Source organism: Cupriavidus sp. NPDC089707 (assembly GCF_044748965.1).
Taxonomy (GTDB): domain Bacteria; phylum Pseudomonadota; class Gammaproteobacteria; order Burkholderiales; family Burkholderiaceae; genus Cupriavidus.
Map to the genome: position 1 here is coordinate 1 of NZ_JBIVHB010000046.1, position 12919 is coordinate 12919.

The 12919-nt window shown below is 59.4% G+C and carries 12 protein-coding genes; 4 read left to right on the forward strand and 8 right to left on the reverse strand.

Features of this window, described 5'->3' with window-relative positions; genetic code table 11:
• Window positions 1-117: 117 nt before the first annotated feature.
• Window positions 118-429: a hypothetical protein gene (locus ACIP1U_RS32145; protein WP_400323861.1), complete on the forward strand. Its 312-nt coding sequence runs from the start codon at window positions 118-120 to the stop codon at window positions 427-429.
• Window positions 430-640: 211 nt separating this feature from the next.
• On the opposite strand, the gene ACIP1U_RS32150 is transcribed toward ACIP1U_RS32145, so the two are convergent.
• On the reverse strand, window positions 641-781 hold the full coding sequence (locus ACIP1U_RS32150; RefSeq protein WP_400323863.1) for a hypothetical protein: 141 nt from the start codon (window positions 779-781) through the stop codon (window positions 641-643).
• A 336-nt stretch (window positions 782-1117) separates the two neighbouring features.
• Between ACIP1U_RS32150 and ACIP1U_RS32155 the strand changes: the two genes are divergently transcribed.
• Window positions 1118-2068, forward strand: coding sequence for a hypothetical protein (locus ACIP1U_RS32155; protein ID WP_400323866.1), 951 nt, complete (start codon window positions 1118-1120; stop codon window positions 2066-2068).
• 725 nt (window positions 2069-2793) lie between these two features.
• Here ACIP1U_RS32155 and ACIP1U_RS32160 read toward each other — a convergent pair.
• From ACIP1U_RS32160 to ACIP1U_RS32175, 4 genes are all read right to left on the reverse strand, one after another.
• The gene (locus tag ACIP1U_RS32160; RefSeq protein ID WP_400323868.1) at window positions 2794-3378 is read right to left on the reverse strand and encodes an Rmf/CrpP family protein; all 585 of its coding nucleotides are present in this window, start codon (window positions 3376-3378) and stop codon (window positions 2794-2796) included.
• A 42-nt stretch (window positions 3379-3420) separates the two neighbouring features.
• Window positions 3421-5172 (reverse strand): RNA-directed DNA polymerase, encoded by a 1752-nt coding sequence (locus ACIP1U_RS32165; RefSeq protein ID WP_400323871.1) that lies wholly within the window; start codon window positions 5170-5172, stop codon window positions 3421-3423.
• Between the two features lie 180 nt (window positions 5173-5352).
• Window positions 5353-6423 carry a UvrD-helicase domain-containing protein gene (locus tag ACIP1U_RS32170; protein ID WP_400323874.1) on the reverse strand — a complete coding sequence of 357 codons (1071 nt, stop codon included), beginning with the start codon at window positions 6421-6423 and terminating at the stop codon, window positions 5353-5355.
• A complete protein-coding gene (locus ACIP1U_RS32175; RefSeq protein WP_400323877.1) occupies window positions 6416-8017 on the reverse strand; it encodes an ATP-dependent nuclease in 1602 nt (533 codons plus the stop codon). Before ACIP1U_RS32175 ends, ACIP1U_RS32170 begins: the two co-directional genes overlap by 8 nt.
• A gap of 280 nt (window positions 8018-8297) precedes the next feature.
• Between ACIP1U_RS32175 and ACIP1U_RS32180 the strand changes: the two genes are divergently transcribed.
• Both ACIP1U_RS32180 and ACIP1U_RS32185 read left to right on the forward strand, forming a co-directional pair.
• Window positions 8298-8819 (forward strand): hypothetical protein, encoded by a 522-nt coding sequence (locus tag ACIP1U_RS32180; RefSeq protein WP_400323880.1) that lies wholly within the window; start codon window positions 8298-8300, stop codon window positions 8817-8819.
• Window positions 8820-9455: 636 nt separating this feature from the next.
• Window positions 9456-9908, forward strand: coding sequence for a hypothetical protein (locus tag ACIP1U_RS32185; RefSeq protein WP_400323882.1), 453 nt, complete (start codon window positions 9456-9458; stop codon window positions 9906-9908).
• Between the two features lie 348 nt (window positions 9909-10256).
• Here ACIP1U_RS32185 and ACIP1U_RS32190 read toward each other — a convergent pair whose 3' ends face one another.
• From ACIP1U_RS32190 to ACIP1U_RS32200, 3 genes are all read right to left on the reverse strand, one after another.
• Window positions 10257-10901 carry a DUF6884 domain-containing protein gene (locus ACIP1U_RS32190; protein ID WP_400323891.1) on the reverse strand — a complete coding sequence of 215 codons (645 nt, stop codon included), beginning with the start codon at window positions 10899-10901 and terminating at the stop codon, window positions 10257-10259.
• A gap of 493 nt (window positions 10902-11394) precedes the next feature.
• Window positions 11395-12417: a hypothetical protein gene (locus ACIP1U_RS32195; RefSeq protein WP_400323885.1), complete on the reverse strand. Its 1023-nt coding sequence runs from the start codon at window positions 12415-12417 to the stop codon at window positions 11395-11397.
• 16 nt (window positions 12418-12433) lie between these two features.
• Window positions 12434-12919: helicase-related protein (locus ACIP1U_RS32200; protein ID WP_400323888.1), on the reverse strand; the 486-nt coding region annotated here is incomplete at its 5' end.

Consider the following 12919-nt stretch of genomic DNA (forward strand, 5'->3'; position numbering starts at 1 on the left):
GCACAAAATTCCTTTGATGCGACCTGTCGCAAGCTCTATCAGTACCTGAATCGGGATTCACTCGGCTAGCCGCGCATCCGCTTTCACCCACAGATCCGCCGACGAGCCAATGATTTTTTGGACGTGTTGCGAGCCTTAGCGGAAAAGCTGCCCTTTGAAAACGCGATAGAACTGGCTGGCGAATTGTACGGACCGCGCATGTGGTATGCCACCCATGGGGCCTTGGGGTACGTGAAGAAACTGCTAATTGAGGCTATTGAAATGAGTGACACGACCAAACACAAACTCACCATGGCCTTGATGGAGAAGGCATTCACGGTGGCGATCTGGCATGACGGAGTTGGGAAGTTGAATCCGTTCAACCGCAGCTTCAGTCACCATCTTCTGGATGAAGTCGGACAGCCGTTCTGTCCGGACATGACGTTCTGAGATGGGCAATTTGCTTTGGGCTGGCGGATACACCAATCTGGCCACATTGTCAATCGAAGACCGGCGCTCCTCGTTAGTGCGCGCAGCGCATCTTCCTGACCCATCGGCTGGACCGCATGCCCACACTTCCGACCGGCACGCTTTGGATTATGAGAGTCTGTGCGGTTATACGCTTCGGACGGGAATCAAGTTGGACGCGAAGGCGACAGTCTCACCCAGAGAGCACGCCACGCCAAACCTGGAATTCGATTGGCTTCGCCACCTTGCGTGCTTTTGCCCAGTGTGTTTTCAGGCTGAGCCGGTCTGGCGTGACGAGTGGCAGCGGCGAGGTGTACTCGCGTGTCTTTTGCATGGAGTTCGCCTGGTGGCGGAGTGCCCCATCTGTAGGAGGTCGTTGAGCTGGCGTCGCCGCAACCTCGGCCATTGTAGCTGTGGCTTTCCGTTGCCACTCTGGCCGCGTGAGGTTGCCAATGACGGCGAGGTAGCCGCCACCCGGTATGTGTTGTTATCAGAGGGGCCGACTGGCAAGACTCGATGTGGATGGACAGGTCTGTCGCGACAGGCACGCGCCTCCTTTCTACGGGCGCTTGGCTACGCCTGGTTGGGAGAGGCTGTTACTGCACGTCAACGGTTGGGCAAACGCGACGATAGGGAAGCCCGCGCCTTCTCGGCAGCAGGTAACGCAATCTTGAGCTTAAAGGACCCGGTCTCTTTCCTCGTAGAGGAATTTGCCGAAGTCAACGACAGCAAGTTCCTTGAGCTTCAGAAGCTGGTTGCTATCGAGTTGTACCGAAGTATGCAATTTTCGTGGGTCTCAGAGACAGGTTCAGAGTTGCACCAGCACTTTCAGGCAGCAATTGCAAGATTCTTCGCGAGCGGTGTGGTCGCGGGGCAGGTGCTCAGCTATTGGATACCGATCTTCCTCGGTGGCTCGACTAATTGGCCGGCGGATATCGAGCCGCTTGCCAGCCGGGGAGGAGATGTCGTCACCCTACCGCACCGTACGATTTGGGAGAATGAGCCGAAGAGCGTCTCGCTGACGGATCTTCAGCGCGCTTGGCTTGCGCGACAAGGGGGGCAGTCAGCTCGTGACATTGCGGAGAAACTCAATGTCCCCGTGTCAATCATCGCCCGCATGCTTCGGCGAATTGGCTGCAGAAAATATGGACCAGAGCACAGGTATCCCCATCAGGCAGTGGACGTGCTGCTCAGCGATTATAGGAGGACAAGCAGGGTCGATGATTACATCGACGTCGCAACTGTAATGCGGCACGGGATGACACTCGGCGAGTGCGTTAGACGAATGCTGGATCCCACATGGATACGTCGCCGCGCGGTGGCGCTTGTGTACTGTGGAGGCGAATACCAGTTGAAGTTTGCCAAGAGGGTTCTTCCAGATTGCCCCTCCGTTCGAGTTGTGGTGCCGAACGGCTACGGGGGAGATCGATGCGACTTGCGGTGGACCAGTGTCAGCGTCGCGGCGAAGTTCTTGCGAGTTGAACGAGATGCGATCATTCGCTGGGCTCGCGAAGGACGCCTTGGTATCGTGCTTCCTGGTGTACTAAATGAGGAAATGGGTATTCCGCGAGAGGCGCTACGACGCATGCGGAACAAGCAGCGGGCTATCGTCGCGCGCTGAGGGCTGAACGCAAAAAGATCGTTGTTCTCAGGAAGAGACTGGCTGCAGCGCTCGATAAGCCGTGGTCCCCAGCGTGACGGCCGAGCGCGGGGGCACTAGGTGTCAACGCCAATCCAATATTGCAGGCTGTGGGTACAGGAAAACTGCACGAACACTGCTGCGACAGGTGTTAGATGCGTTCGATGCATCGCATTACCTATGCCTTAGTCGGACCTAAAGCGATGAGCTGCTACTTGCAGCTCATTGGCCATTTGGCGTCCGAGCCTACCGGAGCGACCCTCGTGAGCAGACGCCCAAGGGGTCGTAGCGGTCTGCTATCGCGACCCCATAGCCTTCGCCTGGACCAACGCTACCGTCGGACATGAAAAATCAATGGTCCTTGCACTATCTTATGTCGATGTGCCGGGATGCCGAAATACGGTGTCTTGCGGAAGAAGTAGGGGGAGTTGCCCAACTCGGTCGGGGCTGCATTCGGATTCAGCAGCTTTCAAGGCAGTCGAAATCGTGAACCCGTGTCACTCGAATCGTCTGCGATTCGGCACCAAAAATCGCCAGGAAGTACCACCATCCCGTCGTAGATCAGGACGCATGCCGGTAACTGCCGCGCGCGACGGAGAGACATTGCCTAGTCGTGTTTTGGAGGCGGGCACCGGCGGTCTCAGCCTGGTAGCCAATAAGTTGAGGCCCTCGGCTTGTATAGCGCTCCTGCGGGCGGGAGAAAGAACCTAGTCCGGTACCTCGGGCGACCATAGTGGCTGTGCTTTCCAACCTTTGCGCCAGGCAGAGGCCAACTCGAGGTTCTGAAACGGGCACTGCGAGATCGGGACGCCGTGCTTCGCCGCGTCACGTCCATGATCGTGCGCTGACTCCGGCGTAGCGGCTTGTTCGAGGGCCCATCGCCACGCCTTGTCGCAAGTCGCCTCGTCGAAGAAGCCGAAATGGCATTGTTCAATATCGACGGCCAGATGAGCAGCGAGCGCTTGATATGCCGCGGAGCGCTTCTTCGTGCTCGGCTTCCAGAGCAGATCAAAAGGTGCCTTCGCTTTGTTCCGCGCGTTCCGAAGTGCTTTGTTGGCTAGAGTCCCGAGCGGAGTGGCGGTGTACGGGTGCATGCCCACATATGCATCGCAGCGTGTGCATGCGTAGGACCACGGCCATTCCCCGTACGATGCGCCGTAGATCTCGCTGTTATTGACTATGCGGACCGGGCTGTCGCAGTACGGACATGCCTGCGGGGCAGGTACCTTGTTTTTGACGCGGGCTACATGTTGGGGGCTTGGATCCCACGGAGTCTTGTCTGTTAGCGCCATGATCAATTTGACGGATCGCTTATTGCCCAGATCGGCAGATGGCTAGAAATAGGGGGAATCTTCTGCTTCCTCGTTTTCGTCCTCGGATTCTTGGTCATCCTCGTCGAAACCGTCGATGTCTCCATCGAACGAGAAAATGACACCCTCGTAGCCGCCATCGCCTTCCTCGTAGTCAAGCCAGTCCTCCACATCGTCAAGATCAAAAAGAGCTTCAATCCTGGCAAGATTCTTCCGAGCCAACGCATCTTGCTTCGCCGTGAATAGAGGCTTTAGAGTTGCGGATTGATCGTAGAAATGTACGTTCAGCGCGAGGAGGCAATTGAAAGCTGCATCAGCGGCGATATGCGTGTTAGCGAAGCCGCCCCATCCTCTAATTCCTGCTTCGTAGGCGAGCAGCCACAAGTCATCGTAGAGTGCACTGGATTTTTCCTGTGCCTTCCAGAATGTATTTTTCGGTACCTTAGTCAGACTCCCTGTGCTATTGAGATCCATCAGAATCAGCGCGCATACGGAGCTGTGCATTTCTGCGACAAGATCGATATTTGCCTCAGAAAGGTGAAGGCCGAGATCCTTCGCCATCCACAGGCACCAAGCCACTTCGCTGTGGTGACCTAGGGGAGCGTGATCTTCGATCAAAGCGTTGATGAAGCGACTGAGCCTTGTTTTGCCTAGTGGATATCCTACGCTCTTGTAGGTTGAGAGGATCTTCGCAACGGTTTGAAGGGTATTCGGATATCCCATTGCGACTTGGCAAACATGAGCTTCGAAGCGATCCCAGTTGTTCTTCCGGACAATGACAGAAGACGCTTTTTTGAGAGCATAGATCATGACGCTCTCATCAGCATTTAATCGCGCAAGTTCTTTCGCCAACTCGAAGAAATGGCTGAAGTCCGCCACCTGCTTGGGGCCGGCTTTGGCGATCGAAAAGCTGCGAAGCCTGTGGCTCCAGAAATCATCCGTTATCTCAAGAACCGGTGATGTTTTGGTTTTCTCGAAATTGACTTGAAGCTCAAATTCTTTCAGAGAGCGGATGAGCGCCGCGAGTGCCGATTCCGCTTCGCGGGCCGTGGCAAAAAACATGAAGTAGTCATCGACATATCGGAAACCCGCAGGAAGGCCTTTCAATCGCTTTTTCAACTCCAGATCAACTGCTGTGGCGATGGCTTCAGCAATGATGTGTGACGTGTCCGGTCCAATCGGCAGGCCGAATGTCTGTTCGTCCTGCGCCTGACGAAGTGCCAGATCCAACAGATTACCGAAGAATTTTGGCGTTGCCTTCCGATTTTTCTTTGCCGCGGCCTTACCGTGAAGTGCCCACGGAACGGAGTGTGTGTAAATCGTCGGAAAAAATCTCGAAATGTCGGTGCGAAGCATATACCTAAACCCCGCGGATTCCAGGACCTTGCGATTGTAGAGAAACTGCATCGAAGGTATGTTTGCTCCTCGAGATCCATTGTGCAAGAATCTCGGTCGGCTTGCCGATAGCCTGGACTGTCGGTAGTGCTTCAGCAACTCGCCCCAATTCTCTGCAATATGCTTCGATAGGTAAGTTTGTGCGACGGGATTCGTCAGGCTCGTGATGCGCCGCTGGTGACCGGCCCGAGCGACGCTGAAGAGCTCTGCCCGAGCGCCCGGTGCTTTTGGAATCTTGGGGCCTGTCTTGGGGGGCGCCTGAAGAGCAAGCCATTGTGTATAGAGAGCCCCATGATTTCTTGCCAAATCCTCCGTTGTGAATGATGGAGGTAGTTGGGAGGGGAAATAGCCTCGCTCGAGAAGTCGTTCGGTGCGGTCCATTGTTTTTCCTTCAAGCCCCAGCTTCCCACTCTGGATTCGCCACGGCGTTTCAAGTTGTTCACCCAAAAACTCGTCACGATACCGCGGTGCCGTGGCCCTTACACTCCCCCACTAGCGGGGGAGTTGCCGTCGAACGTGTCGATATTGCGCCGGGGTGAATGCAAGTCGATGAGCGGGGAGTTACGGAATCCAGTAAGGCAAAGCAGACGTGCCCGCTTTGTCAATAACGATGGCCACACTTTGTTCAGCACGGGTCACTGCCACGTAGAAACTTGCCGCGGGTACTGGCTCGAGAATTGATCCTTTACGCAGGAAGTCAGAAATTCCTGCCGTAGGAACGATGAGCACACGCGTATATGTGGAACCCTTCGCAACCTTGAAGTTGATGAAGTCGAGATTGAACTCTTTGCCAGAGGCCGCCATGCTTCGAAGGCATTGTGGTGCGAATCGTTTCACGTAATCCGCTACGTGCTTCTTCATAAGCAGAAATACGCCGTCGTGGTCCGTCGTTACTTCGTTGCGGGATCTTGTGGACGGAAATGCCCAGCTCGGATCGAAGATCGTGTCGGAAAATTCTGCGATCTTCGGGTGGCACCGCCATGTCTCCACACTTTCGCTGATGGTCAACTTCCCGAGTTGTTCTCTCTCACGGAACCACTTAACCGCTTCGGCATAGGCATACCGCTTATTTTTGGTGCCGCGGGGGTTCGTCGCCAGAACGGATTGCCGGATATCACCGACCATCCGGATCTGAATAGTCGAATGCAATAGGGCGTCGACGATCTCCCAGTCATGGGCGCTCAGGTCTTGTACCTCGTCAATCAGTATCTCATCGTACAAGCTCTCCAATCGTTTCAGTAAGGCGCCTTTGCTGGCGCCTATCAGTTCATTGGCAAGCCGCCCGAGCTCGCACGCGTAGGCAGCGCCGTTGCGGTCGAGGAATCGGGAGAGGCCCGTCGCGTACCTGTCCGGTCGTCCCTCAAAACTGAACCCGAGAACCCGCCCGCCCGGAAACATGAAAGGGAGAAATGGCTTCGCAAAATGCCGTAGCAAGAAGGTGAACCACCCCATAACTTCGATGCCCAGGTGATCGCCCGCTCGCTGCCCTAGTCGGCGTCCCAGTTCTTCCTGATTTGCCTGGGTGAAGGTCAGGACGAGGGCGCGGCGCTCCGATGGAAGCCCTGCGCAATGATCGACGATACCTTGCGTCTTGCGCGAACCTGCAACAGCCAGGGTGAGCAGGTTAGCCATGGATGAAGGCGGCGGCGTCGCGCATGTAGTCGGGAGGCGCAAGCTGGCACGTGGCGTTCGCAATTCGGAACGCCGTCTCGGTCTTCTCGCGGCTCATCCATTTGTGGAGATCCGCGGTCGCGGTGATGCCAAGCAAGCTGCGCAGTGTCGCCTCGCCATTGTGGTGGACGATTTGCGGTTCCAGGGTGCGGCCGTGCGCCACTTGTCCGATGAATAGCTCCCGCCTGCCTGAGCAGAGCCACTTCTCAATGCCGGTTCGAAGTTCGGAGGGGTCCGTCCCATCATTGTCGCGCAAGGCGGCCACCGGTTTGTCCAGGGCCGCACAGAACTCAAGGCAGCGTGCCAGCGATAATCCACGCATGCTGATCACGTCGATGCCATACTCCATGGGGCGCTTTGCGAACATGTCTTTGAAGAAGCGTTCGAAGACGATTTCGTCAGAAGGCCCTTCCACGAGGACGATCTTCTTGGCCAGGGCCATGCGCAGCGTGTCATAGCCGGGAAGACGCTGGAAGTATGAGACCGTTTCGGGATCCAGCGCCGTAATCTTCGAAGCTTTGCCGTGTGCCAGGAGCAGGATGGCATCGAGACCGAGGCGGTTCAGTACGAAGGTGCTGTGCGTGGTGATGAAGAGCTGCTGATGGTCGCCGGTGAGCGACTCGATCCGCGAGAGAAGCGTGGTCAGGCTGGTATGGGAAAGGTGATTCTCTGGTTCCTCGATCATGACGAACGCTGCGTGGCCGGCATTCCGATTCAGGGCGAGAGAAATCTTGATCGCGGCCTGTTGGCCCTGCCCGGACATCGAGAACGGTACATCGTTGACATGTGGGGTCACCGCGCCGTCCCAGGCGGTCCTTGCGCTTTGATCCATGGCCAGCGAGATCGGCTGATCGTGCAGAGACGCGTGAATCGTGCCAATGCGCTTATTGATCGCGTTCAGTGCCGTGGTCGACATGGTTTCCTTCAGCTCGCGGTAGGCTAGGGACACGGCGGCACGCTCCGGCGGCTCGAGATGGTCGCCAAGGATCTGCCGCAGGTGATAGTCAACGCCGCTGGAGGAGCGAACGGTCCGCGAGTCGATAATGGAAGCCGCCAATTGCCGGGGGCGATTGGTGATGCGCTCGTCGGCGAAGGAGCGCCAGTCAACAAGGTAGAACTCGACCGGAAGAAGAGCGGAAGGCTTGGTCATCCACCGGGCCAGCTCGTCCGCATAGTCGGGATCCGGCATGATCCGCAGCGACAGGCCTGGGCAGGCCAGGGTTGGCACCTCGGTATTGATGGCGCCGCAAAGCCTTTGCAGCTCAGGCTTGTTCTCGAAGTACAGCTCGATATGGATCTCGGGAAATCGAGGCCGTTCACCGCGCTCGATCTTGGCGACAAATTCGGCCACTAATCCGGCGTTGAACCAGTGCGGGTTTAACTCTTCGCTCGCGCTGCGGCCACCGATGCGGCCGGTAAGCGCGAGCGCGATGGCTTCCATCAGCGTCGACTTGCCGGCTTCGTTGCCTCCCACGATCAGGTTGAGTTTCGCATTAGGCGACAGCGTGAAGTCGGTGTAGATGCGGTATCCACGGATCTTGATCTTGGTAATCAACCGACACCCCGCCTCTAAGTTTGTCTGGAGCGGATTATATGGCACATACCCATCGGGTTGATCTCACGTTGCATGGCGTGCTTCGGCCCGACGTCAGCAAGCCGGCCATTGCCGATCCGGCGCCGGCGCATTCGATTCCGCCCAAATTGACTGCAAGATAAGGCGTCTTATTTTGTATCGTAGAAAGGCCAACGCCAAAGCCCACTCCGCCAGCTTCTACTCAGCGACGCTGCCGACCTTCTCCACGCCGTGACGCAGACGCCACAGCGAGGAGCAGGACATGGCGTCCACGCCCCTTCCCACCATTCCCCGCGTCGAAGCGTGCCCGGAACGGGACTACCGTGTGACACGCGCCCGGCTGCACCTCGGCCACTTCGCCTTTCTGCGCGCGGTGGCCCGGGGCGTGTCGCCCCGCGCGGCCTGGGAGCGTTCCCTGCCGGACGCCGGCGCGTTTGACGACACCCCGCGAGTGCATCGCATGACCGGGCGGATCCAGGCCGAGCTGGCGGCGGCGGCGGCCCGGGGCGGTGGCTTTGGGCTGGCGCGACTGCTGCGTCTCGATCTGGTTCCGCTGTCGGCGGGCCGGCCGTCGCTGGCGGAGTTCGTCGAACGTCGAGCGCTCGATGGCCTGACCGAAGCCGAGCAACTCGCGGCCTATCAGTGGGCTTACGGACCGGCCCTTGCGCGACAGCGTCGGCGCATGGCGCTGATGCGGCGGCAGCTGGCCGCCATTCACGCACCTGATGGCGCGACATCCCGGGCGTCGGGCCGATCAAGGCGCACGCGCTGGGGCAGTTCATGATGGACAACTTTGAGGCAGTGGCTCCCTGGTCCGTCTCGGCACTGCGGACGCTACCGCACGTCACCGAGGCGGCGCTACCGACCCCTGCGGTGTCGGCCTTGATGTCGATGGACCGGCTCAGGATCCCCGATGAGCTCAGCGGACGGCGGTCAGTGCCTGTTGGTGGCCGATGACGACCGCGCCGCGATCCAAGCCTGGCTGGCCGCGCGCGGCCGGCCAGGCAAGCGTCAGGGCCTGCCATCCGCTGATGAGGCCGTCGACCAGGTCGCGTCTCCGACCTGCACGCAGCGCGCCTACCGCAAGGAGGCCGAACGCTGCCTGCTCTGGGCCGTGTGCGAGCGGCGGTGTGCGATGTCATCGATGACCGTGGAGGACCGCCTCGCGTATCGGGACTTTCTGCTATCGCCGCCATGGGATTGGTGTGGCCCGCGCGCGCAGCCGCGCTGGCGAGGTAGCTGGCGACCGTTCGCCGGTCCCTTGTCCCCGCGCTCCTGCGTATGCGCTGGGCGTGCCGGGCAACCTGTTCGCCTTTCTGGTTGACCAAGGGTATCTGATCGGCAACCCGTGGCGTGCCGTGGTGCCGCCCCGCGAAGGGCCGCGGGGGCCCGACGCGGGGCGAGGCCTGACGGCAATGCAATGGCAATTCTGTTGCAGCAGCTCGCGCAGCTTCCCGCGACGGTCTCGTCGCGGCGCCCGCAGTTCGCCTTTCCACTGCTGCACGAGACCGGCTTGCGCCTGGCCGAGCTGCTCGCGGCGACAACGGGCGACCTGCGCTGGGAGGCCTTGTCGCGTCCGGGTATGGCGCTACTGGAGGGCTGGTGGCTGACCGTGCGCGGCAAAGGCGATCGCTTCCGGCAGGTGCCGGTGTGGCCGGATTCGCTGGTGCGTCTAGAAGACTACGTGCGGGCGCGTGGTTTGTCCGCCGGTCGGTCCTCGCAGAGAGACCGTCCTCTAAACATAGTTGCCGTGACAAACTGGCCGGGACACCGCCGCCGTGTACCCATTAACTGTGAGACAGGTCGCACCATTAGCCCACTTACTGTGAGAATCCAGTCCAATTATCTTGAGACACAGAGTCTAACTTGTTGATTTTTCGGGAGCCTGTTGTCCATTTACTGTGAGACGGGACAGTTGCGGCGGGCGGCGAGTCTTGCGCGGGTGCAGGCGTAGCGAGGGTAGGCCGCGTCCAGCATGTCCGCGATCCGCTCCAAGCGGTCCGCCTGCGTGAAGCAGCACGCAAGCAGGCATTCCCAGGCGCAGTAGCGCATGATTTCTTGAAGCAGTGTGCATACCGCTTTTCGGGAGGGAACTGCAGATTGCCGACCTTCGCCCACGCCTTCAGCCCTGCATGGGCGAGCGCCACGAGTTTGTGGGGTGTTGCTGGCCCGGTTTGGCAAAGCTCAACCGCATCCCGATGCAGCTGTCCGTCAAGATCACTCATGCCGGCACCTCGGCGGAAGGGTGGAGATTCCGGACGCTGACCCAACGCTGGCAGATTTTCGCGCGGCCGCGCACGAATTCTTCCACTTCAACATCGGCGGTGGGGCCGCTCGGCCCGTTGAAAACGGAGAGCACGCGAGCCTGGCGCGAGGGAAGAGCTGGAACGGCCCAGTAGAGCAAGGTGGCGAGGGCGCCGGCCTCGATCCATCCGTATGCGCGATAGAGCGGTGTGCCGTTGGCTTGTTGGCCGATTTGGTCGCGGAGCGCCGGCTGCAATCCGTCAAGGAAAGCGCCAAGTTGCGACCGCTGCATGCCGATGCCACCAGTGGTTTCCTTCAGGGCAGGCAGTTGGGGACCGTACCGGCGGGCCAGCGCGGCGCGCATGACGCGCCGATACTCGACGCCGCCCGCGAGCAGCACTGAGCCGACACGGGTTGGCCAGGCAGCCGGCCGCAGGTAGCGAGACAAGTCGGCCAGCATCTGGTCGGCGCGTTGCCGCGTCATGCGCTCATCGTAGGGGGCGATCTCGGTGTCGGGTTGCATAAAACCGTGACGCGCGGACAGGATCAAGACGCGGGGCGCCGCATCGCTGCGCACGTGCGCCCGATACGATGCGTACATCACGCCCCGGTATAGGTCGATGGCGCGCGCATCCCGGTCGAGCTTCGTGCCCGAGCCCCATCAGGAGTAGGGCCGGCTCGCCGGCATCGGTGCAAGGTGTTGGTGCGTGGGGGAATAGGGGAAGCTGCATGGTCGAAAGCATGGGCATGGAGTTGCGTTGCATGCTTTTCACTCTACAGACTTACCACCAAAGTTAAGGGCAACCGCGCGGGTTAGAAGAATTCAGCGTTGCCGCGGACATGTCCGGGCAGTCTCCAGTTTCTTCTGGACACGCATCCAGTTGCGCAGTGCCTCATCAGACAAGACCCGTTGCCCATCTCCAGCCAGGACGGCCGCGTGTCTATCCAGGCCTGGGCGAATCGTTCGAACTGCTCGCGCTCTCGACCGCACAGCCACACTTGGACTGTGAAATCGCGAACCGGGTAGTCCACCGAGGCTCGGCATTCCCGAGACCTCACCAGATACCGGCGTTCACCCGCCCGTCCCGCGTAACCATGCGAGATCAAATCGGGGTTCAACGAGATGAACCTTTCACCGATCGAATACTGGCGCGCTGCCTCGTTGCAGCTTTTTTCGGGATGGCAGGCGAGTTTGCCACGTTCGCTTTACCGGCAACAACGTTGCCAGATGTTGATTTGCGTGGCGCAGCAGATGACTTGACTGCTGACTTCCTTATTACCGATTTATTGTTCCCAGCAGTCTCTGCGTTCGCGGGTGGCTTGGGAGTTTTCGAGGCAGCCGATCTGGTCGCCTTCTTCGCGGGCGCCTTTCCTGCCGGTGCCTTGTTACGTCCGGCAGTAGGCTTCGGCGGTGCAAAAGCGTCGGCCATCTCGATCCCAAACACGTCGGCAACGAGCGAGCTGTCTAGCACCTTGCTAGTGGTGGATCGCTTGGTGGATTTGGGCAGGACAGCGCTGGCCTGCCTGACGAGATCATTGGCATCGACACGGCGCAAGGCAAAGAGCAATTCCGGCTGTTGGTCGAGCCGCGCACCGACCCCGTAGAGTACTGCAGCAACGTGCTTGCACATTGACGCCCAGTCCGGACAACTGCAACTGAACCTGATTTCTTTCGGCACCGGGAAAAGTCCGGTGCCAGGTTGGCAGATGCGCTCCATTACGGCTGTCGACAGCTTGCCCTGCAAGAGTTCCACGATCGAATCGATTGACCCCGCGCAATCGGCGCCGATTGCTCGCCAGTGCTTGGCCGGACACGCCGTCACGGTCACCGCAACCGTGTAGAGGCTTGAACCCATGACCTGTGCGCGGACCTCGCCTGCCGTAATCTGAAGGTCGATCACGGAACCGTTGCGTACATAGGTACGGCCGCGCGGCAGCCGGTTGGCATAGTCGCTGTAGCCTTCCAGGTTGTCGCACCAGGCCTTGCCCCAGAAGGTCTTGGCAATGGCACCGCGATACGCCGCGATAGGCGACAGGACCGCACCAGCCTTCTTCGCTGTCGCGGCGGCCAGTTCCGCCTTTTTTCTGCGCTCGGCGGCAGACACATAGGGCTTCCATCCCCCGTAACCGTAATCCACTGCGGTTCCTCTGACGTCAGGTTTCTTGCGCGGCATGAACGTCTAGCTTGACGAGATCGAGCAATTCGCGATCGCTCATCTCGGTGAGCAGGAGTTCTGCGCCGCCCTCCAGTACATCCTTCACCAATTGCTGCTTCGCTTCGATCAACTGGTCGATACGGTCCTCGATCGTGCCACGGCAGTTGAACTTTTGCTCGAGGTCGTTCCTCTGCTTGCCGATACGAAATGCTCGATCAGTCGCCTGATTTTCCACGGCCGGATTCCACCAGCGGTCGTAGTGGATCACATGCGAAGCGGCGGTGAGATTCAGACCGGCCCCACCGGCCTTGAGCGAGAGCACGAAGAAGGGGATCAACTCATCTTCCTGGAAGCGCTTGACCAGTTCGCGGCGCTTGGCTACCGGGGTGCCGCCATGGAGCACCAGACCTTCGCGGCCAAAGATCGACCCCAGAAACGCCGCCAGCGGCTCAGTGGTCTCGCGGAACTGGGTGAATACCAGCAC

Excerpts from the sequence above, each read along its gene's own strand:
- ACIP1U_RS32185 (WP_400323882.1), top strand. The coding sequence starts at position 9,456 with ATGGCAATTCTGTTGCAGCAGCTCGCGCAGCTTCCCGCGACGGTCTCG.
- ACIP1U_RS32150 (WP_400323863.1), bottom strand. The coding sequence starts at position 781 with ATGCAAAAGACACGCGAGTACACCTCGCCGCTGCCACTCGTCACGCCA.
- ACIP1U_RS32160 (WP_400323868.1), bottom strand. The coding sequence starts at position 3,378 with ATGGCGCTAACAGACAAGACTCCGTGGGATCCAAGCCCCCAACATGTA.
- ACIP1U_RS32165 (WP_400323871.1), bottom strand. The coding sequence starts at position 5,172 with ATGGACCGCACCGAACGACTTCTCGAGCGAGGCTATTTCCCCTCCCAA.
- ACIP1U_RS32170 (WP_400323874.1), bottom strand. The coding sequence starts at position 6,423 with ATGGCTAACCTGCTCACCCTGGCTGTTGCAGGTTCGCGCAAGACGCAA.
- ACIP1U_RS32180 (WP_400323880.1), top strand. The coding sequence starts at position 8,298 with ATGGCGTCCACGCCCCTTCCCACCATTCCCCGCGTCGAAGCGTGCCCG.